This is a genomic window from Mycobacterium paraintracellulare (genome assembly GCF_000276825.1).
GTDB classification, from domain to species: Bacteria; Actinomycetota; Actinomycetes; order Mycobacteriales; family Mycobacteriaceae; genus Mycobacterium; species Mycobacterium intracellulare.
In genome coordinates this window covers 3,478,882-3,499,660 of record NC_016948.1, presented here as the reverse complement: position 1 = coordinate 3,499,660, position 20,779 = coordinate 3,478,882, and the positions used below count along the sequence as shown (strand labels likewise).

Genomic DNA, 20,779 nt, shown 5'->3' with positions numbered 1-20,779 from the left:
CACCGGTGAATGCTGACTCGACAGCCGGCGAGCGGAGGGCAAGTGCAGTCGACGATGTACCAGATCTGCATTCGAGGCCGCGTGACCGAGCGGCTCGGGTCCGCATTAGAAGGGATGCGCCTCGAGGCCGGTGCGACCGAAACCGTGTTCACCGGTGAAATCCGCGACCAGTCACAGCTTTACGGACTTCTCGACCGGGTCCGTGATCTCGGCCTCGAGCTCGTCAGCGTACAACCGCAGCCCGCGGCTGACCCGACGACAACCACCCATATCAGGAAGGACCTGTAATGCGAGCCATCACTGTTTCAGATCGTGACGCCGGTGTCGCCGGCCTGTCGCTGACGGACCTGCCCTACCCCCAGGCGGCCGACAACGACGTCGTCGTGCGGGTACACGCCGCCGGTTTCACACCCGGCGAGCTTGACTGGCCGCACACGTGGATCGACCGCTCGGGTCACGACCGGACACCGAGCGTGCCCGGCCACGAGCTGTCGGGCGTCGTGGTTGAGTTGGGTTACGGCACCACACTTTTGACTGTCGGCCAGCGGGTGTTCGGACTCGCCGACTGGGCCCGCAACGGCTCGCTGGCGGAGTACGCCGCGGTGGAAGCCCGCAATCTCGCACCGCTGCCGATGGACATCGACCACACCGTGGCCGCGGCGCTGCCGATCTCTGGATTGGCCGCCTGGCAGGGCCTGTTCGACCACGGCCGCCTCGCCGCCGGGCAAACGGTTCTGATCCACGGCGCCGCGGGTGGGGTCGGGTCGATCGCGGTGCAGCTCGCCCGCGAGGTCGGTGCGCGCGTCATCGGCACCGGCCGGACCGCAGACCGCGACCGAGCGGAGGAGCTCGGCGTGCACGCCTTCCTCGACTTGGAGACCGAAAAGCTCGAGGACGCAGGCGAAGTCGATGTGGTGTTTGACGTGATCGGCGGGGAGGTCCTCGCCCGATCGGCCGCACTGGTGCGGGCGGGCGGGACGCTCGTCACCATCGCGGAGCCGCCGAAGACCCAGCCGCACGACGGACGGGCAGTTTTCTTCCTTGTCGAAGCCGACCGCGCCCAGCTCGCAGACCTCGCCGCGCGAGTGCGGGACGGACGCCTCAAGCCAGTCGTCGGCGCGGTCCTGCCGCTCGCCGACGCCGCCACCGCGTTCGCTCCCGGCAAGCGCATCCCCGGCAAGACGATCCTGCGGGTCGTCGAGGACTGAAAAGGGAAGGCGGCCAAAATGGCCCTAAAACCGCTCGCCGCGCTGACCGTGGCGGTGATGCTCGCGCCTGCCGCGCACGCCGAGCCGGCGCCAGAGAATCCGGAGCAAAAGCCGGTGGTCCGCCCGGTTTTCAATCAACCCACCAATGTGCCGGGCAAATCACTTGAGGCAGTGAGCGTCAGCTATCCGCCCGGAGCCAAGAGCGAAGCCCACCACCACGCGAAATCGGCGTTCATCGTGGCGTACGTGATCTCGGGTGCGATCCGCAGTCAGGTCGAAGGTGAGCCGGCACGCGTCTATCACGTCGGGGAGACATGGAGTGAAGCGCCCGGCGCCCACCACACCATCAGTGAAAATGCCAGCGCCACCGAACCCGCCGAATTGCTGGCGGTGTTCCTCCTGGACACCGGAGACGGACCGCTCACCACGGACGACAACGCGAGCCATGCGCACGCCTGATCCGATCCGAGTTGTCCGGATGGCACTACGAGTCTCACTCGCGGCGGCCTTTCTGTCCGCTGTTGCGGACCGATTCGGGTGGTGGGAACCGTTTGGGCAGGGTAGCTGGGGGAGTATGGACCGCTTCGCCGACTATGCCCACCGGCTTGTTCCGTATGCTTCTGGATGGTCGTTGACCGTCATCGTGTGGGCCGCCACCGCCACCGAAGCGAGCCTGGCGATCCTGCTCCTGGCCGGCTGGTGGCCGAAACTCGTCGGGGCGGCGACCTGCCTGGTGCTCACTGTATTTGGGACCGCGATGGCCGTATCCCTCGGTATCGAGTCACCGCTTAGCTACAGCGTCTTCTCCGCGGCAAGCGCCGCCGCGGCCTACGCCATACTCGGCGCGACATCGCCGGCACCCGCCGCTGGCGCCTCATGCAGTCCGGAAACTTCCAACCGTCGCAACCCGGCTCGTTGTAACGGGTGAGCCTGATGAAAGCGAGCAAGGACTTCGACGTGATCGTCATAGGCGGCGGGGTGGCCGGTGTGGCCGCCGTGCGCAAGCTCGCGTCCGTGGGCCTGTCGGTAGCGCTCATCGACGATCGTCTGGTCGGCGGGGAGTGCCATTATTGGGGCTGCAACCCCAGCAAAACACTGCTGCGCCCGATCGAGGTGTTCAACCTCGCGAGGTCGGTTCCAGGTGTGCGAGAAGCTATTTCGGACCGAAAGATCGACGTGGCCGCCGTCTTCGCGAAGCGCGATGCGATCATCGAGCACCTTTCGGACGACGACCGAAGAGCATCGCTACGGCAAGCCGGGGTCGCGGTGTTTCACGGCTTCGGACGGCTGAGCGGAGAACGAACAGTGCGCGTGGCCTACGCCCCGGGAGATACCACCGAAGTCGTCCTGACGGCACACCATGCGGTCGTCGTGGCGACCGGCACTCGTCCCAACGTGCCGGAGGTACCCGGGTTGGCGCAAGCACGCCCGTGGACCAATCGGGACCTGACGACCATGGCACAAGTGCCACCGCGTGCGCTGGTGGTGGGCGGCGGTCCGGTCGGTGTCGAGTTCGCGACCATCCTCACCGGATTGGGCTCCGCGGTAACACTTCTGGTGCGTGGTAACACCCTGCTTCCCAACTGCGAACCCGAAGCCCGCGAGTTGGTCGCGCAATCACTGCGCAGCCAAGGCGTCACGATTCACTTCGAGACAGAGTTGTCGTCGGCCGCCCGCCCCGTGGCGGGCGGGCCCGTCGCCGCAACGTTCCACCGCCAGACCGTCGAGGTGGACGAGATCGTCCTGGCCGCCGGACGGCGCACTAACACCGACAACATCGGACTGGAAACCCTTGGCCTGCCACGCGGCGAGACCGTCGCTGTGAACGACCATCTCCAAGCGGTCGGCGTCACGGGCGACTGGCTCTACGCGCTGGGAGACACCACCGGGCGTGCCCGGCTGTCTCATATCTCCACCTACCACGGCCGCGTCGTGGCCGACATCATCGCGGCCCGGGCCGCCGGACGGGAACTGTCCGAGAACGAGTTGACTGCCCATGATGCCGGCAACCTGGCGCAGGTTATCCACACTGACCCTCAAGTGGCGTGGGCGGGGCGCACCGAAAGTCAGGCCCGAGCAGAAGGATTCGCGGTGCGGACGCGGACCGCCCGTTACCCCGGCGCAGTGTCATTTCTCGCCCTATACCGGGATGGCTTCCAAGGATGGGCGAAACTGGTCATCAACGACGAGACCGACACGTTGCTCGGAGCGACCTTCGTCGGCCCGCAGTTCTCGGAACTGATTCAAGCGGCCACCCTGGCCATCGTCGCGAAGGTCCCGGTCAGTTTCCTACGCCATGCGGTCGCGCCGCATCCGACGGTCAATCAGGTCTGGGATCCGCTGCTGGCCGAGGAGTCCGAACTCGCCCGGTTACTGAAAAACGAGACGCAGAAAGCACAGAAGAGCGCTTGAGCCTTGAAGGAACCACCATGACCTACGACCGGCCGCCCGTCTCGCCGTGACCATGCTTGTGGCGGGAATCCGCACGCTCGGCGGAAACGTGGAGACATTCGACGTGGACGACCCCCGACCCTTGGCGGCCGACGAGGTCCTCATCGACGTTCGCGGCGCCGGTGTCGGCAACTGGGACAACATCATTCGGTACGGGGGTTGGGACGTTGGCACGGGGCCGCCGCTGGCGCTCGGTGTCGAGGCCGCCGGGGTCATCAAAGCCGTCGGCAACAGCCCGGGCGGATTCGGTGTGGGCGATGAGGTGCTGTGTCACCCCGTGCCGCTGCGCGACCACGGCGCGTGGGCGCCGCTTCTGATCGCACCCGTCGGATCGCTGGCGCGCAAACCACCCGAGATCCCTTGGGAGACCGCGGCGATCTTTCCGGTGCCGGCGTTGACCGCCGAGCAGGTGGTCGGCGAGGCGTTGGCGCTTCGCGGGGGAGAGACGTTGCTCGTTCATGGCGCGGGTGGGATCACCGGCGGGCTCATTGTCCAGCTGGCCGCCCTGCGCGGGGTCGACGTCCTCGCCACGGCCGGTCCGCGCAGCGCCGTCCGGGTCCGCGAGCATGGGGCCCGCGAAGTGATCGACTACCGCGATCCGCTGTGGCCGCAACACGCGAGGGCGTTGGCGAGGGGCTCTGTCGACGCCGTCGCCAACGCGGCCCCGGGGGGTGCAGGTGCGGCCATGACCGCGCTTGCCGACGGCGGCCGGCTGGCCACCATCACCCCCGACCCGCCCGCACCCACCCGCGGGATCGGCGTGACGTCGGTTTACGTCCGTTCCGACGGGGCGCAACTCGGCCGCCTCGCCGCGCTACTCGCCTCCCGTCGATTGAGCATGCCGACCCCGCGTTCCTGCGGCCTGGATCAGGCCGCCGCCGCCCTCGCGCACGTGGTCGCGGGCCACGAGGCCAGCGGAGTCGCCATCACGACAGACAGCTCACAAAGTCAGCCGAAAAGCACACACCGCCAAGGAGTCTCGCGATGACCACCATTACCCCGATCCGCACCGGAGTGGCCGATCACATCGGGCACTACGCCGACGCCGTCGCCGTATCCGGGGGCGGCACACAGATTTTCGTCTCCGGAACACCCGGGGTGCGCGAAGACGGCACGCTGCCCGAGGACTTCACTGACGAGGCCCGGCAGTGCTGGGCCAACGTCGAAAAGGCACTCGGCAAGGCCGGCGCGACGCTCACCGACATCGTCTACATGCGCCAATGGGTCACCGGCCGTGACAATGCGTCCGCCTACCTGGCGGTAAGCAAAGAAATCATCCGCCACCGGCCTGCCGCCATGTTCAGCATCATCGACGGGCTGGTGTGGCCCAACATCCGCGTGGAGGTCGAAGTCATCGCCATCCTGCCGGCATGAGCGACTACGCAAGAGTCGAGTTGTCCACCGACGAACTATTGACCACGACCCGTTCGGTGCGCAAGCGCCTCGATTTGACCAAACCCGTTCCCATCGGCCTGATCCGGGAATGCCTGGAGATCGCGGTGCAGGCACCGACGTCGGCGAACGTGCAGAACTGGAGCTTCATCGTCGTCACCGATGCCGAACAGCGTCGGGCGATCGCCGAGGTGTACCGGCGCACCTGGGACTCGATCGCCACGTCGCCGTACGCGGTCGCCGATCGGTTCAAAGACGATCCCGCGCGCAATCGCGAGCAGCGCAAAGTCTCCGACAGCGCGGCGTACCTCGCCGAGCACCTCGGCGAGGTCCCGGTCTTGATGATCCCGTGCGTCGAGGTCATCGACGGTGATGGCACGCTGACGGGCGAAAACGCCAACCGGTATTGGAGTTCGGTCATGCCGGCCGCGTGGAGCTACATGCTCGCCGCGCGCTCCCGGGGCTTGGGGACCACGTGGACCGGGGTGACGATCATGGCCGACGACGAGATGCGGGCCATACTCGGGTTGCCCGACAACGTCTATCACGCCACGACCATCCCCACCGCCTACTACACCGGCACGACCTTCCGCCGTGCCAAACGGATTCCGCTCGACGACGTGCTGCATTTCGACCGGTGGTGAGAACCGATGATGACCAGCTCACGCAACGGGTCTGGCGCCCAGCCACGGCCATTCGCCGAACGGGCCCCGCAATGACGTTGCGCGACGCGGCACCGACCCGCCGGGCGATGGTGGTCGCGGTGACGGTGTCGATGGTCGCGTTCTTCGATTCCACCGTGATCAATCTGGCTTTGCCGGCCACCGAGCACGATCTCGGCGGTGGTCTGGCGTTGCAGCAGTGGGTCATTGACGGCTACCTGTTGGCGATGGCGGCCGCGATCTTGCCCGGCGGCTCCGTCTCGGACCTGTTCGGGCGCGTTCCGGTGATGCGCTTCGGGCTGTTGACCTTCGGCGCGGGCTCGGTCCTGGCGGCGGCCGCCACCTCGCCCGCGATGCTGATCGCCGCGCGCCTCGTCCAAGGCCTGGGTGCCGCGTTCCTGGTGCCGGGCTCGCTGGCGTTGATCAACACGGTCTTCGACAAGGCGCAGCGGTCCGCGGCGATCGGCGTCTGGACCGGGTGGACGGGAACCGCCTTCGCTGCGGGCCCCCTGCTGGGCGGAATGTGCGTCGATTTTCTGGGCTGGCGTTGGATTTTCGTGCTGTCGGCGATTCCTATGGCGGTCGGGTATGCCCTGACGTTCTGGCTGTGCCCGGTATCGGGGCGGGTCGAAGGCGCCCGTGTAGATACCGCGGGCGTGGTCCTGTCGGCGGTGGGGCTGGGCGCGACCGTATACGCGTTGATCGAATCCCAACGCGATGGCTGGACCGACCCGGCTGTCCTCGCACCATTGGTGGTCGGGGTCGCCGCCCTGGCCGGCTTCGTGAGGTGGCAGCACCGCAGCAAGTGCCCGATGCTTCCGTTGTCGCTGTTCACCTTTCGCAACTTCGCTGCCGCCAACCTCGTCACCGCCTTCGTCTACGGCGCATTGACGCTGGGATCGCTGGCCGTCGCCCTCTACACCCAGGAAATCGGCCGGTACTCCGCCACGGCGGCCGGACTCGCCACCCTGCCGATCCCGGCGCTGTCGTTCGTGTTCGCCCGCCATGTCGGTCGCATCGCCGCGCGGGTGGGACCACGCGCGTTCCTGATCGGGGGCCCCGCCGTGGCGGGATTGGGACTGCTGCTGATCCGCCCGAAACCCAGTGGATTCCACGCGATCAGCGACCTTATCCCCGGGATGACCGTGCTGGGCATCGGGCTGGTCGCGACGATCACACCGCTGACGTCGGTGATGCTGGCCTCGGTGCCGACCGACCACAGCGGCCTGGCGTCGGCGATCAACAACGCGGTGTCGCGGCTGGCCGCGCTGATGTCGATCGGGTCCATGGGCCTCATCACCGTCGGCGCGGCGAGCGCCGCCGGATTCGCCCGCGTGTTGGAGGTGAGTGCCGCGCTATTCGCCCTAGGCGCGTTGTGCGCCGCACTGTTGATAACCAATCCGCCTGGCGGGTGCCGACCCGTCCCGTGCGACATCGCGGCGTTGTGCCGTGACCGGCCCGGCGTGCAACCGGCCGTGGCCTCGAGTCCGTCTGCCGCGATGGAGGAGACATGACAGCACATTCCGCACCGTCCGGGGCGCAAGATTACGAGCGCATGATGACCATGCTGACCGGTTTCTGGGTCACGCAGATCGTTCGTGCTGCAGCGACTTTCAACGTGGCGGATCATCTCGCCGCGGGTACCGACACGGCTGAAGCGATCGCGGCGGAAGAGTCCATCGATCCGGCCGCCACCCGGCGGCTTATCCGTGCCTGCGCCTCCCTGGGTCTTGTCACGTCGGACGATGGTGTGCGGCTCACCGGGACGCCCTTGCTCAGCACGCTGCTGCGCGACGACCCGAACTCGTTGCGTGGCATGGTCCTTGCCCAAGCCGCGCCTGGTCATTGGCTGACCTGGGGCCGCTTCCCGGATGCTGTTCGCAGCGGCACCGGCCAGATGAAGGCTGCACACGGCACACCCGGCACGATCTTCGACTATCTGGCCGCGCATCCCGACGAGGCGAGTCATTTCACCGAAGCCATGTCGAATCTCAGTGCGGCCGCTGCGATCGAGATCGCAAAGGTGGTCGACACCCTAGGCGTCAGATACGCGCTGGACGTTGGGGGAGCAAACGGCGAGGTGCTTCGGGCGATGATGCGGGCCAACCCCCACCTGCGCGGTGGCGTCTTCGACTTGCCGCACATCGTGCCCGACGCCGCGACGGCGGCGCGCAAAGATGGTCTGCACGAGCGTCTTACCGCGGTGGGAGGCGATTTTTTCGAGACGGTACCGCCCTCGGATCTCTACGTGCTCAAATACATCCTGCACGACTGGGACGACCAGAACTGCACACGGATCTTGAGAAACTGCCGTGCCGCCCTGCAAGAAAACGGGCGCCTCGTCGTCATCGACTATCTTGTGGGAGAATTCGGGCTTCCCGGGCTGCCGGCGATGATGGACATGAACATGTTGGTCATGAATGGTGGCAAGGAACGCGACATCGCCGAGTTCGACGCGCTCTTCGCCTCCGCCGGATTTCGCCGCACGACCGTCGGCCAGGCTGGGCAGTTCGCGGTCATCGAAACCGTAGGGATCTGAACATGGCATCCGAGCGAATGCGCCCACCGCGGGAATCAACTCGACCGCTGTTGCGTTCGGCTAGCCGTGGCGCACGCGAAGAGATGTCTTAATATCAGCCGGTCGAGCATTCCTGATCGGGGGGCACGGTGTTAACGCTTCTCAAGCGGGCATGGGTTCCGCTGGTCGTGGCTGTGGCGCTGGTCATCGGTGGCGTCGCAGTGATCCGACTCAACGGCGTTTTCCCAGGACCCGGGCTGCCCAAGCCCGATCCCCGGGACGCGACCCCGCCGTATGCGGCCAAGACCGCCATCTACGAAATCCTGGGACCGCCCGGGACGACCGGCGTCGTCAACTGGATGGATGCGGAGTCACTGCCGCAGAAGGCCAACTTCACCACCTTGCCATGGTCGAAGACGATCGTCGCCGAGATGCCCGGCATCTTCGCCTACGTCGTCGCCCAAGGTGACAGTCCCTTCATCGGCTGCCGCATCACCGTCGACGGCAAGTTGGTCGATCAACAACAGGCCACCAACCGGAACGCGCAGGTTTCCTGCTTGGACAAGTCCGCGTGAGCAGCGATAGCAGCGACGCTGACGACACGGCCGAAATCCCCGTCGTGCAGCGCACCGAGGTTGAGCGGAAACCGCGGATCGCCCGCACCATCCGCGTCCTGGCACTGCCGATCATCGTGGTCTGGCTGCTGATCGCGATCGGCGTCAACGTCTTCGTCCCACAGCTGGAAAAGGTTGCCGAGGAAGTCTCGGTGCCGCTCTCGCCGTCCGACGCGCCCTCGGTGACCGGGATGAAGCACATCGGGGAGAAATTCAAGGAGTACGACTCCGACAACCTTGTCCTGGTGACCCTGGTCGGTGACAAACCCCTCGGCGAGGATGCTCACCGGTTTTACGACGATCTGGTCAAGAAGCTGCAGCAGGACCACGAACACGTCGAGCATGCGCTGAATTTCTGGGGACAGCGATTCACGTCTTCCGGTGTCGAGAGCTACGACCACAAGGCCGCCTATGTTCAGGTCAACCTGCGGGGTGACCAAGGCGGGGCCGTCGGCGACAAATCGGTTGCGGCGGTTCGCAAAATCGTCGCGGACTCGAAACCGCCGGCCGGGGTGAAGGCCTACGTCGCCGGTCAGGGAGCCCTGACCGCCGACACGATCGTCGTCGGCGACGCGAGCCTGGCCAAGATGACGATCATCACCATCATCATCATCGCGATCATGCTGATGTTCGTCTATCGATCCATCGGCACGGTGTTGCTGACGATGGTCATCCTGTTCGTCGGACTGGCCACCGGTCGCGGCGTCGTTGCGCTGCTGGGCGAAACCGGCATCATGGGGCTGTCGACCTTCGCCGTCAACTTGTTGACGGCACTGGCCATCGCCGCCGGCACCGACTACGCCATATTCATGGTCGGCCGCTACCAGGAGGGCCGCGAACGGGGGCTGGATCGCGAAGCCGCCTATTACGACACGTTCGCCGGTGTCACCAAGGTGGTGCTGGGCTCGGGTTTGACGATTGTCGGGGCGCTGGCCTGTCTGAAATTCACCCGGCTGCCGTACTTCAGCTCGCTGGCGTTTCCGTGTGCGGTCGGTCTGCTGGTGGTGGTGGCCGCGGGCGTCACGCTGACGCCCGCGCTGATCGCCTTCGCAAGCGGCTTCGGCCTTTTCGACCCGAAGCGCGAGTTCAACTACACGCGGTGGCGCCGCTTGGCGACGGCCATCGTGCGGTGGCCGGCGCCCATCCTCGCTACGTCGGTCATCCTGGCGATCGTCGGCGCAATTGGCTTGATGGGCTTCACTCCTCGTTACAACGACCTGTACTACCTGCCGCCGAGCGCTTCGTCGGTGCAGGCGTACACCGCGGCCGATCAACACTTCACCCAGGCCCGGTTGAACCCGGACCTTCTGATGATCGAATCGGACCACGATCTGCGCAATCCGAGGGACATGCTGGTCCTGGACAAGATCGCCGGTGCCATTTTCCGGGTGCCGGGCATCGAACGTGTGCAGAGCATCACCAGGCCTCTGGGCCCGCCGATTCAAGACGGATCGATTCCGTTCCAGCTCAGTGTGCAAAGCGCGCCGATCCGCAGCAACCTGAACTACCTGAAGGATCGCGTCGCCGACATCAAGAAGATCACCGGTTTCCTCGACACCCAGATCGCGCTGTTGGAGCGTCAATACGCGGTCACACAGAAGCTCGCGAACGCCGCCGACGACAGCTCGAAAACCACGGGGGAGACGGCGGCCATCACGGACGAAATCCGAGATCACATCGCGGATTTCGACGACTTCTGGAGACCGATTCGCAGCTACTTCTACTGGGAGAAGCACTGCTACGACATCCCGATCTGCTGGTCGCTACGGAGCCTGTTCGACGCGCTGGACGGGTTCGATCTGCTGGCCGAAAAGTTCCACGCCCTCACGAGCGACCTCACCAACACGGCCAAGGCCACGCGCGAACTGCTGGCGATCATCCCCGAGAACATCGCCGTCTCGAAGTCGATCCGGGATACGACGCTGACCATCTACAGCTCGTTCGACAGCCTGATCGATCAGTTCGACCGGTTGACCGACACGAACGCCGTGATGGGCAAGTCCTTCAACGACGCCCAGGTGGAGAGCCTGTTCTACCTGCCACCCGAGATCTTCCAGAACTCGGACTTCCAGCTGGGGTTGAGCCTGATGGTGTCGCCGGACGGCAAGGCCGCGCGCTTCATCATCACTCACTCCGTGGATCCGGCGACGTCGAAGGGAATCGCGTCCGTCGATCAGGAGCGCCAAGCGGCCAAGGAGGCGCTGAAACTCACCTCGCTGGAGAACGCGGACATCTACCTCGGCGGCACGGCCGCAACGTTTTACGACATCGCCAACGGCGCCAAGTACGACCTGATGATCGCCGGGGTGGCCTCGATCGTGCTCATCTTCATCATCATGGTGATCGTGACCCGCGCGCTGGTCGCGGCGGGCGTCATCGTCGGCACCATCGTGATGTCGCTAGGGGCCGCCTTCGGGTTCTCGACACTGATCTGGCAGCACCTTGGTGATTTCCAGTTGCACTGGGTGGCAACCGAATTCGCGTTGATCGTGCTCCTGGCGGTGGGGTCCGACTACAACCTGATGCTGGTGTCCCGCATCGAGGAGGAGATCGGAGCGGGGCTGAAAACGGGACTCATCCGCGGCATGGGTGTGACCGGGCCGGTGGTGACGGCCGCCGGCGTGGTGTTCGCCGTCACCATGGGCACGATGATCACCAGCGATCTCCGGGCGATCGGCCAATTCGGCACGACGATCGGCATCGGCCTGTTGTTCGACACGTTCGTCGTCCGATCGCTCATCACGCCGTCGATCATGACGGTGATGGGACGCTGGTTCTGGTGGCCGAAGCGGGTACGGGTCCGCCCGGCCAGTCAGATGCTCCGGTCGGTCGGACCCCGCCCGCTTGTTCGTGCACTGCTGTACCACCCGCAACGCGGGGTGCCGTCGGATGCGCAGACATAGCAGCCGGCGGGACAATCGGTCTACGTTTCGCGATGCGCCGCCATGGCGGCTTCGCGCTGAGCCTTCTCTTTGACGTGGGTCGAGCAGCAATGCACGATCTCGCAATGGTAGCGGTCACTGCACTCGTGCGAACAATAGACCGATGCGGCCGGGAGCCACTCCGGATCGGATAGGTCACGCCGCCGGGCATCCGGGTCGAACGTGTGGCCGCAATGCACGCAGGTCTTGGTCTTGACCATACTGGTCAGAATACGCGCGGCTGCCCTGAATCGGTGCTGGTTTCTTATCGCTAGCGGACAATTTCCGTTTCGAAAACAGGTGGCGGCCATTTCAAAATAATTTCGTTGCGCTTGCAAATTAACTATCTTCTGAAAACCGAGCCGTCGTCGTCGATTCTCACTGCAAAGTCGGTTCACTCACCCGGGTGAATACGGTGCCGGGGTGATGACAGCTCACCCCGCCTGGCCGCAGTCTCACTACAGATCGGACGGGATTGCTACCCCGGTTGGGGGCTCGTCAGGAGACCGGGAAGGGACCCGAGCATGCATTTTGACGGCAAGAAGGTCATCGTTGTCGGGGGCAGTGCGGGCATGGGCCGGCAGGTCGCGACGGACGTCGTCGACCATGGCGGCAGCGCGGTGATCGTGGGACGCTCGAAAGCCCGTGTCGACGACACCGTCGCCGACCTGACGGGCCGGCGTGGCCACGCCTGGGGCATCGCCGCCGAGCTGACCGACCGCGCTGCGATCGCCGATGTGCGGCGCGCGCTTGCCGAACAGCACAGCGATGCGACCCTTTTGGTCAACGCGGCCGGATTCTTCATCCCCAGGCCGTTTCTCGATTACGACGCGCAGTTCTACGACTCCTACATGGAGCTCAACTACGCGCTGTTCTTCCTGACTCAGGCCGTCGTTGCGGGGATGGTCGCCAGGGGTGAGGGCGGGGCCATCGTCAACATCGGCAGCATGTGGGCGCATCAAGCCATCGGCCGGACCCCATCGGCGGGGCATTCCATGCAAAAGGCCGGGCTGCATGCGCTCACCCACAACTTGGCCATCGAGCTTGCCGGGCACAAGATCCGCGTCAACGCGGTGGCACCGGCCGCGGTGAAGACCCCTGCCCTCGAGCGATGGGTCCCGAAGGACGAGATCGACGCCACGCTAGAGACGTTCGCGCCGTTTCATCCCTTGGGACGGGTCGGCACGGCCGCCGACGTCGCCAACGCCGTGACGTATCTGCTGTCGGATGAGGCCAGTTGGGTCACCGGCGCAATCCTCAACGTCGACGGCGGCGTCATGGCCGGCCGCAACTGATCGAACACGCGCTACCGAGAAGCCCATCCGGTGTTGGTTATCGCTTCGGGCCGCAGACCGAACTTTCGCCCGACTCAGTCGATGAGCGCAACCGGGGAAGGGTAATCACGAATGCCGACGTTGCTTGATCTTGGGCGAGCGCCAATATTGTTGGGGCCGTGCTTGTTACCGCGTGATCGTCGTGACCGGATCGTACTGACGGAACGGGTGGACCGCATGTCGCGGCGCTCCACGTCGTTTGGGCTTGGCCGCGACGAGGAGGGGCCCCGATGAGTGACGCCTATGTCCTCGGCGGAGTGCGTACGCCGTTTGCCCGCTACGGGGGCGCGCTATCGGCGATCCGTGCCGACGACCTGTTGGGCATGACGCTCAAGGGCGCATGCGAACGGGCGGGCGTTCCCCTGGATGCCGTCGAAGATGTCCACGCCGGATGCGTGAACCCCGCCCATGAGGGGATGGGTGATATCGCACGATGGGCCGCACTTGCCGCTGGGTTTCCCGACAGCGTCGCGGGCTTGACGGTGAATCGGTTCTGCGGCTCGTCGTTGAGTGCGGCGGTGAGTATCAGCCATGCCATCAAGGCCGGCGATCTGGGCTTGGGCATCGCGTGTGGGGTCGAATCGATGTCGCGCTCGGGTTGGGCGCTGATGAAGGGAGACGCGGCCTTCAACCCCCGCGGTCCGGTGTTGATGCTCGACACGATGTGGAGTGGTGCGGGCGGTCCGCCGAATTCAGTGTTGCTGGCGCGCAACGCCTACCTCAGCATGATCGAGACGGCGCAGAATGTCGCGGATCGCTATTCGCTGAGCCGTCGGGAGATTGACGCGTTTGCGCTGCGCTCGCAGCGCCACGCCAAAGCCGCTCGCGATCGGGGGAGGCTGGCCAAAGAGATCATGGCAGTGTCGATCCCGGCTACCAAGAAGACGGCGGCGCGCATGGTTGAGCATGACGAGTTCATCCGCGATGACACCACGGCGGAGGCGCTGGCGGCACTTCCGGCCCAGCCGGGCACCACGCAGATGACGGCGGCGAACTCCTCGCCCCTGAGCGACGGCGCGAGCGCGGTACTCATCGGTTCGAAGGAACGCGCGGCCGACTTGGGCCTGCAGCCGTTGGCCAAGATGGTGTCGAGCGCCGTCCATGGGATCGATCCGCTGATCATGGGGATAGCTCCAGCGTGGGCGATGCCGGCGGCGATCCGGCGTGCCGGCCTGACCCCGCAACAGATCGATGTCTGGGAGATCCATGAGGCGTTCAGCGCGCAAGCCTTGGGGGTGCTGCGGGAGTTACCCAACCAACTCGACGGCTTTGTCGTGCCCGATGACAAGCTCACGCCCAACGGTGGCGCGGTCGCGATCGGGCATCCGTTTGGCGCGACCGGAGCGCGGTATTTGTTGACATTGTCCATTGAGCTACGGGAACGTGGCGCACGCTATGGCGTGATCGGGGTGTGCATCGGCTCGGGCCAAGGGGTGGCGGTAGTGGTGGAAAACCCTGATGCCGTGTAGCTTTCGGCCCCCTGGCGCAGCGCAGTCCGGCTTCCTCGAGACGAATCACCCGGACGATCGGAATTCGGATGATGACACCCCGGCGACTCTCACCGAGCATGAGGTCATCGCCCATGACCTCAGCTGCCACCCGTGACGATGCGGAAGGGATAGTGGATCGTGAGCGAATCGGCAACATCGATGGGCAGTATCGAACGCAGTGCCCACCATGGACTACAGACGATCATCACCGACAACGCCCAAGACAGTCGGTTCGAGGCCGCCGTCGACGGCCAGGTGATCGGTCGGCAGCCGTACCGCCGCTACCGCGCGCACATCGTTTTGATGGCCACCGAGGTCGATGCGCAATGGCGTGATCGGGGGGTCTCCTCGGCGATGATCAGTGGTGTGCTCACTCTGATCCGGAGGGCCGGACATACCGTCATCCCACGGTGCAAGGTCACGGCCGACTACATCCTGCGCCACCCCGAATATCGGGGCCTGGTCGCCGACCAGTATCAAGGATTGCTCCGCCCGGTGTCGCGGCCGGCTCGCGACAGCCCCTAATCGCCCGCGCTTGTTCCGTGGCCGGCCGCCCGTCAGCGACGACGTAGTCGCCGCTCTGGTGAGCGTATCCTGCTGTGTGCGTTCAGTTTCGGAAGATGCGATTCCCTGATGGGAGGCAAGTCCACTCATAATGCGGACGCGTTCGATCTGTCCCGCGAACAGCGGGCTCCCGCGAGCGCAGGCTCATCCGTCCACGCTCGGGTTCACTGCGGCGCACTACTCACCCGGGTGAATTGGTGGTTGGGGTGATGACAGCTCACCCGGCGTGGTTGCAGGTTCACTAAGAGCAGGACCCGCAGGATTGCCCCCCGTTGTGCGGCGGCCGAGCTGAGCTGTTTAAGCGCCGTCGATACCGGGGACGGCGATGAACCGTCACGGAAAACCTAAAGGAGACCTCGATCATGCAGTGTGAGGCCAGATGGTTGTTTCGGTGACGACAGAAGAGTTGGGAAGGTGGAATTGACGTGGCAACTGACATCTTGAGGCCGGGCGGGCCACCCGCTAGGTCTGTCGGGCGCACCGAAGGCAAGTCGGTGTTCCAAGGCACTATCGGTGTCCGCCGGGACTGCCCCGCATTCAGTTGACTCGCGGGGTGGGATTTTCAGGCCGCGGTTGCGGCTTGTGTGTGGAGCAGTTCGAACTCTATCGGGGTGAGTCTGCCGAGTGCGCGTTGCCGGCGGCGTCGGTGGTAGGTCCGCTCGATCCACGACACGATCGCCAGGCGTAGTTCGGCTCGGGTGGACCAGCGTCGCCGGTCGAGCACGTTGCGTTGCAGAAGGGCGAAGAACGACTCCATGGCAGCGTTGTCACCGCACGCGCCGACACGACCCATCGATCCGTGTAATCCGTTGTGCGACAGTGCATGGACGAACTTTCGTGAGCGAAATTGGCTACCCCTGTCCGAATGAACGATCGTCGCGGCAGGTGAACGCAACGCCACGGCGTGATCGAGGGCGGCCACTGCCAGCGAGGACTTCATCCGCGAGTCCATCGAGTAACCCACGATCCGGTTGGAATAGACGTCTTTGATCGCGCAGAGGTAGAGCTTGCCTTCATCGGTGCGGTGTTCGGTGATGTCGGCCAGCCAGACCTGGTTGGCGGCCTGGGCGCTGAACTGACGCTGCACGAGGTCGTCGTGAACTGGCGGCCCGGATCTGCGGTTCAGTCCTCGCTTCTTGGCGAAGACCGACCAGATGCGCTCCTGGGAACACAACCGTGCGACACGGTTCTCGCTGGCGAAGATACCGCGTCCGGGAAGTTCGTCGGCGATGAATCGGTAGCCGAATGCGGGGTCGTCGGCATGGATGTCGCGGGCGGCGTTGATCAGGTGCGCATCATCCCAATCTCGCTGCGATAGAGGTGCTTTGCGCCATTTGTAGAACGCCTGGGTGGAAAATCCCAGGACCCGGCAGGTCACCGTGACGGGCACGCCGTCATCGGCAAGGTCGAGGACCAGCGGGTACATCATTTTGGGTTGGCATCCCGGGACAAGTAGCCGACCGCGCGACGCATCACTTCAGCCTCCCCTGCTCGAGGAGCTTGATCCGCTTATGCGCCTCGCGCAGCTGCGCCGACACATCCTCAGAGACCGCCGCAGGCGACAGCCGGTTGGCACCGTCCTCGCGGTCGGCGATCTTAAGCCAGCGATGCAGGCAGGCCTCCGAAATCCCGAAGTCCTTCGCGATCTGGCGCAACGGCGCCTCACCCTTGCGGGCCACAGCGATGACATCGGCTCGGAACTCGGCGGGAAACGGTCTCGGCACGAGGTTGATCCTTCCAGCAAGGACGAATCCTCACAGGTCAGGAGTCAACCAAACCGGGGGCAGACCCGCCACATCCTCGACAAGCTTGATGCGGAGGGGCGCTTCTCGGTCCTCGAGCATCCGATGTCGCCACGAGCGCTGGCCGCACCGCTTCATCGCCACCACAACGAAGATGAGTACAGCTGGATCATCGAGGGACGTGTAGGAGCTTTGCTCGGCGATGAAGTGCTCTATGGCGGGCCCGCCGACTTCATCTTCAAGCCGCGGGGCCAATGGCATACGTTCTGGAATGCGGGTGACGAACCCGCCCGCATCCTCGAGATCATTTCCCCCGCAGGATTTGAGCAGTTCTTCGACGAGCTCACCGACCTTGGCGGTGTGGACAAGATATCGACGGAGAGCCTAGACGAACTCTGTGCACGCTACGAGCTGGAGATGGACGTCGACAGCGTGCCCGAACTCTGCAAACGCTTCGGCGTGAGATTCCCCGGTGAGCCCATTTGATGAAAGGAACCCCCGCATGTCCAAGCCCGAATTCTTCGATACGCCCGGGTACGGCGAGATTGCCCGCACCCGCAACCACTACCGCCAAGCTCTGCGCATCGGCGATCGCATCGAGATCTCCGGGCAGGGCGGCTGGGACGCGAATTTCACCTTGTCGGTCACATCCTTAGAGGACGAGATCGACAAGGCGTGTGACAACATCGAGAAAACCCTCGCCGAGGCGGGCGCCACCTGGGGCGACGTGGTGAACGTACACTCCTACCATGTCCCCACCGCCGACGATTCCATTGGCAGTCAACACATGTCGTTGATGGTGGACCAGTTCCGCAAGCGGCTCGGTGAACGGCAGCCGCTGTGGACCGCACTGGGCGTCGAGGCGCTCGCACTGGCCGGCCAGCGCGTCGAGATCGAGGTCGTCGCCATCGCCGGATTTGGCAGCAAGTAGACCGGTTCGGTCAAGAACAACTCGGAAAGGTCCATCATGAAGATCGTGGTCATCGGCGGTCGCGGGCTTATCGGCTCGAAGGTGGTGAGCCAGCTCAGCGCGCAAGGACACGACGTGCTCGTCGCCTCCCGCCGATCCGGTGTCGATTCACTCACCGGTGAAGGCCTGGCCGACGCCGTCGCCGGTGCGGACGTCCTGGTCGACGTCGCCGATTCGCCGGTGTTCGACGATGAACCCGTGATGCACTTCTTCACGACCGCGACCGCGAATCTTCTCGCTGCCGAACGGGAAGCGGGGGTCAAACACCACGTCGCGTTGTCCGTGGTGGGCGCGCAGAGCATGCCGGACAGCGGCTACAACACCGCGAAAGCGGCTCAGGAGAAGCTGATCAAGGATTCGGGCGTGCCTTATTCGATCGTGCGAGCAACTCCGTTCTACGAATTCGCGGTCAGCTTGGCCGATTCCGCCACGGACGGAGACATTGTCAGGTTGCCGCCCGCGCTGTTCCGTCCCATCGCCGCCGACGACGTCGCCACCGCCGTGGCCCGCGCGGCGGTCGAGCCCCCGAGCAACGGCGTGACGGAGATCGCCGGACCCGAAGCGATGGGAATGGACGACTTTGTCCGCGCGGGCCTCGCCGCCGGCGGTGATCATCGACGGGTCGTGACCGACGCCCAGGCCCCGTACTTCGGCGCGGTGATCGACGATCACACCCTCGCGCCCGACGACAACGCCACGATCTTCACCACTCGATACTCCGACTGGATCGATGCGCACCGCGCGTCGTAACCCCAGGTTGAGGCAGCGAATGTTGTTGGATGCGAACGACTTCGAACCGAAATCAACGTTCACCGTGCTGCAGGAAGTGCGGTCGCCGTCGATTCCGGCCGACGCCCACGTGCTGACCGTCCTCATCAACCATCCACCCGGCGCCCCCGGAAACCCGCCGCATCGGCTTCCCGGCGGACCGGGATTCGGGTACATGATCGACGGGGAGATGCTGTTCGAGATCGAAGGTGAAGCGCCCCGCGTCCTTCGCGCGGGAGACGCGTTCTGGGGGGCCGGCGGCGACGTGATCCACTACCGGGACGCGAACAACCGAGCTGACATTCCTTGTAGCTTCGTCCTCACGTTGCTGTGTGTGCCGGGGCGACCGTTGCGCGAATGGGTTACCCAAGAGGAGCTCGAGGCGCGAAAGGGTTTGCGGGTCAACGGCTGAACGGCCGGCGGCCCGCTGCGCCCGGCTTCGCGCCGCCGCAGGCTAAAGGTGGAACGGCAGGTGGGGCAGATGCAGGTGGTGGTGGTGGTGCGGGTGGCCCATGGGCGGGCACGTCTCCAAGCTGATCATCGCCGCGTGCAGCACACCGCCGTCTTGAGTTCCGTTAGCGCCCAGGCATTTACCGTTGGTGATCGCCTGGGCGTCCGACGGTGTCTGCCGTTGATATGAGGTCGAGTCGGTGACGGTCACGGTGGTGGGCGCGCCCGGGCCGCCGGGGCCCAGCCCGGTGACGGTGATGGTGTTGTCCGACACCGAGGCAACCGTCCCGTAGAACCCGGCCGGCGGCGGGCACTTGCCGTCCGCGGACGCGGTGACCGTCACCGATTGCGCGGTGACCGCCCCGGGGGTCGGCGCGCTCTGCGGGGTGGCGCGGACGTTCACGCAGCTGCCGGGGGTCACGTCGGCCAGCTTGGCCGGGGTGACCTGGACAACCCTCGTCTCGGGCGTGTAATCCACGCTCGCGGAGCCGGTTCGCGTCCGCAGCGCGATCGTGCCACCCGAGACCGACTGGACCATGCCCTCGACGTAATCCTTGCCGACCGGCGGGGCAGGGGGCGGCGCCGGCGGTGGCGCCGCGCTCGGTGCGGCGTTGGGCGGGACGGCCGTGACGGCGGGCGGCGCGTTACTGCTCGACGTGTTGCGCGGGGAGTCGCACATGGCCACGCACAACGCGATGAAAACGATCACCGCGGCGATCGCGATGTGCGTCGGCCGGGGTTTCAGTGAAGCGGCACGCACTGACTCTTCTCCATCGCATGTTGCGCCGTCGCGGCCAATCACCCCCGGCGAGCGCGGTTTTCACCCACGCCCGCCGGGGGTGACGGCAACCTCAGCTGGCTCGAGCCGGGGTCAGCCACCCTGGCCGGGCTGCTTGGGCTTACCGCATTTGCCGTCGACGGCCTGTCGTAGCTTGATGCTCGTCGCCTGCAGCGCGCCGCCGCTGTCCGTGGTTCCGCGCGCGGACAGGCACTTGCCCGGCGCGATCGCCTCGGTGTTCGCGCTGGTCTGCTTGGTGTATTTGGTCTTGTCGTCGACCGTGACCGTCGTCTGCGTGGTGTTGCCGCTGGCATCCGTGCCGGTCAGGTTGATGGTGTTGCCCGACACCGACGCAACCGAACCCCGCACCCAGGCCGGCTTGGCGGGGGCCGGCGACGGCGAGCCGGACGGCGGCGTGCTGCTGGCCCCGCCGGGGGTGGACTCGTGCGGTTTGGGGCAGGTGCCGTTGACGGACTCGCTGATCTTGACGTTCGCGGCCGTCACCGGCTGCCCGGGCGCCGATCCCTCGGTGGGCTTCACGCTGAGGCAGCTGCCCTGGGTCACGTCGGGCAGGCCCGCCGGAACGGCCTCGGTGATCTTGGTGGTCGAGGTGAAGTTCACCGCGGCGGTCGCGTTGTCTTCCTTGGTGACCTGGATGGAGTTGCCGGCCACCGACGCGATAAGGCCGCTGACCTTAGCTTCGGCGTTCGGGGTGGACGAGGGGGCCGCCGAGGTCACGGTGGACGTCGACGTCGACGTCGAGGTGGAGGTGGAGCTGGACTTGTTCGACGAGCTGCAGGCGGACAGGGACAGGGCGGTGGCCCCCGCGACCGCGAATACCGCGAAGCGCGTGAGCCGGGGCACGGCACAGCTGGCAGACATCAACGTTTCTCCATTCGTCGGTGAGAGCGAACGTC

The 20,779-nt window shown here is 65.5% G+C and carries 22 protein-coding genes and 1 pseudogene; 19 read left to right on the top strand and 4 right to left on the bottom strand.

What is annotated here, in order from left to right:
- The first annotated feature begins 42 nt into the window (after positions 1-42).
- The 12 genes from OCQ_RS15805 (at position 43) to OCQ_RS15750 (ending at position 11,748) form a co-directional block, all read left to right on the top strand.
- Positions 43-288, top strand: coding sequence for a hypothetical protein (locus OCQ_RS15805; protein ID WP_085976450.1), 246 nt, complete (start codon positions 43-45; stop codon positions 286-288).
- Positions 288-1,208, top strand: a complete 921-nt coding sequence (locus OCQ_RS15800) for an NADP-dependent oxidoreductase (RefSeq protein WP_014385215.1) — start codon at positions 288-290, stop codon at positions 1,206-1,208. Before OCQ_RS15805 ends, OCQ_RS15800 begins: the two co-directional genes overlap by 1 nt.
- Positions 1,209-1,226: 18 nt before the next feature.
- Positions 1,227-1,667: a cupin domain-containing protein gene (locus OCQ_RS15795; RefSeq protein ID WP_008258030.1), complete on the top strand. Its 441-nt coding sequence runs from the start codon at positions 1,227-1,229 to the stop codon at positions 1,665-1,667.
- On the top strand, positions 1,654-2,136 hold the full coding sequence (locus OCQ_RS15790) for a hypothetical protein (RefSeq protein WP_050989387.1): 483 nt from the start codon (positions 1,654-1,656) through the stop codon (positions 2,134-2,136). The genes OCQ_RS15795 and OCQ_RS15790 overlap by 14 nt, the downstream gene beginning before the upstream one ends.
- Before the next feature lie 5 nt (positions 2,137-2,141).
- Positions 2,142-3,620: a dihydrolipoyl dehydrogenase family protein gene (locus tag OCQ_RS15785; protein WP_041785714.1), complete on the top strand. Its 1,479-nt coding sequence runs from the start codon at positions 2,142-2,144 to the stop codon at positions 3,618-3,620.
- A gap of 52 nt (positions 3,621-3,672) precedes the next feature.
- On the top strand, positions 3,673-4,647 hold the full coding sequence (locus OCQ_RS15780; protein ID WP_232065665.1) for an NADP-dependent oxidoreductase: 975 nt from the start codon (positions 3,673-3,675) through the stop codon (positions 4,645-4,647).
- The gene (locus OCQ_RS15775; RefSeq protein WP_014385211.1) at positions 4,644-5,033 is read left to right on the top strand and encodes a RidA family protein; all 390 of its coding nucleotides are present in this window, start codon (positions 4,644-4,646) and stop codon (positions 5,031-5,033) included. The genes OCQ_RS15780 and OCQ_RS15775 overlap by 4 nt, the downstream gene beginning before the upstream one ends.
- Entirely contained in the window at positions 5,030-5,695 is a 666-nt protein-coding gene (locus tag OCQ_RS15770; protein WP_014385210.1) for a nitroreductase family protein, read from the top strand. The genes OCQ_RS15775 and OCQ_RS15770 overlap by 4 nt, the downstream gene beginning before the upstream one ends.
- 71 nt (positions 5,696-5,766) lie before the next feature.
- Entirely contained in the window at positions 5,767-7,227 is a 1,461-nt protein-coding gene (locus OCQ_RS15765) for an MFS transporter (protein WP_014385209.1), read from the top strand.
- The gene (locus OCQ_RS15760; protein WP_041785074.1) at positions 7,224-8,252 is read left to right on the top strand and encodes a methyltransferase; all 1,029 of its coding nucleotides are present in this window, start codon (positions 7,224-7,226) and stop codon (positions 8,250-8,252) included. Before OCQ_RS15765 ends, OCQ_RS15760 begins: the two co-directional genes overlap by 4 nt.
- 128 nt (positions 8,253-8,380) lie before the next feature.
- Positions 8,381-8,806 carry an MmpS family transport accessory protein gene (locus OCQ_RS15755; protein ID WP_008258012.1) on the top strand — a complete coding sequence of 142 codons (426 nt, stop codon included), beginning with the start codon at positions 8,381-8,383 and terminating at the stop codon, positions 8,804-8,806.
- A complete protein-coding gene (locus tag OCQ_RS15750) occupies positions 8,803-11,748 on the top strand; it encodes an MMPL/RND family transporter (protein WP_014385207.1) in 2,946 nt (981 codons plus the stop codon). The genes OCQ_RS15755 and OCQ_RS15750 overlap by 4 nt, the downstream gene beginning before the upstream one ends.
- A gap of 20 nt (positions 11,749-11,768) precedes the next feature.
- Here OCQ_RS15750 and OCQ_RS15745 read toward each other — a convergent pair whose 3' ends face one another.
- A complete protein-coding gene (locus tag OCQ_RS15745) occupies positions 11,769-11,987 on the bottom strand; it encodes a hypothetical protein (protein WP_009955746.1) in 219 nt (72 codons plus the stop codon).
- A 303-nt stretch (positions 11,988-12,290) separates the two neighbouring features.
- On the opposite strand from OCQ_RS15745, the gene OCQ_RS15740 reads away from it, so the two are divergent.
- The 3 genes from OCQ_RS15740 to OCQ_RS15730 all read left to right on the top strand — a co-directional run bounded on the left by OCQ_RS15740 (position 12,291) and on the right by OCQ_RS15730 (position 15,115).
- Entirely contained in the window at positions 12,291-13,061 is a 771-nt protein-coding gene (locus OCQ_RS15740; protein ID WP_014385206.1) for an SDR family NAD(P)-dependent oxidoreductase, read from the top strand.
- Positions 13,062-13,330: 269 nt separating this feature from the next.
- The gene (locus OCQ_RS15735; RefSeq protein ID WP_014385205.1) at positions 13,331-14,569 is read left to right on the top strand and encodes a thiolase family protein; all 1,239 of its coding nucleotides are present in this window, start codon (positions 13,331-13,333) and stop codon (positions 14,567-14,569) included.
- A gap of 159 nt (positions 14,570-14,728) precedes the next feature.
- Complete coding sequence (locus OCQ_RS15730) at positions 14,729-15,115, top strand: GNAT family N-acetyltransferase (RefSeq protein ID WP_014385204.1); 387 nt, start codon at positions 14,729-14,731, stop codon at positions 15,113-15,115.
- A 601-nt stretch (positions 15,116-15,716) separates the two neighbouring features.
- On the opposite strand, the pseudogene OCQ_RS15725 reads toward OCQ_RS15730, so the two are convergent.
- Positions 15,717-16,878, bottom strand: a pseudogene (locus tag OCQ_RS15725) (IS3 family transposase).
- Between OCQ_RS15725 and OCQ_RS27270 the strand changes: the two are divergent.
- From OCQ_RS27270 to OCQ_RS15700, 4 genes are read left to right on the top strand one after another with little or no spacing between them, the layout of a single operon-like run.
- A complete protein-coding gene (locus OCQ_RS27270; protein ID WP_330981643.1) occupies positions 16,762-17,382 on the top strand; it encodes a cupin domain-containing protein in 621 nt (206 codons plus the stop codon). The pseudogene OCQ_RS15725 and the gene OCQ_RS27270 sit on opposite strands and share 117 nt — an antisense overlap.
- Before the next feature lie 16 nt (positions 17,383-17,398).
- On the top strand, positions 17,399-17,827 hold the full coding sequence (locus tag OCQ_RS15710) for a Rid family hydrolase (RefSeq protein ID WP_008258002.1): 429 nt from the start codon (positions 17,399-17,401) through the stop codon (positions 17,825-17,827).
- A gap of 36 nt (positions 17,828-17,863) precedes the next feature.
- Entirely contained in the window at positions 17,864-18,616 is a 753-nt protein-coding gene (locus OCQ_RS15705) for an SDR family oxidoreductase (protein ID WP_014385201.1), read from the top strand.
- Between the two features lie 19 nt (positions 18,617-18,635).
- Positions 18,636-19,046, top strand: coding sequence for a cupin domain-containing protein (locus OCQ_RS15700; protein ID WP_014385200.1), 411 nt, complete (start codon positions 18,636-18,638; stop codon positions 19,044-19,046).
- Positions 19,047-19,088: 42 nt separating this feature from the next.
- On the opposite strand, the gene OCQ_RS15695 is transcribed toward OCQ_RS15700, so the two are convergent.
- Both OCQ_RS15695 and OCQ_RS15690 read right to left on the bottom strand, forming a co-directional pair.
- On the bottom strand, positions 19,089-19,829 hold the full coding sequence (locus OCQ_RS15695; RefSeq protein ID WP_041785709.1) for a DUF5666 domain-containing protein: 741 nt from the start codon (positions 19,827-19,829) through the stop codon (positions 19,089-19,091).
- Between the two features lie 126 nt (positions 19,830-19,955).
- On the bottom strand, positions 19,956-20,744 hold the full coding sequence (locus tag OCQ_RS15690) for a DUF5666 domain-containing protein (RefSeq protein ID WP_179960080.1): 789 nt from the start codon (positions 20,742-20,744) through the stop codon (positions 19,956-19,958).
- Positions 20,745-20,779 lie beyond the last annotated feature (35 nt).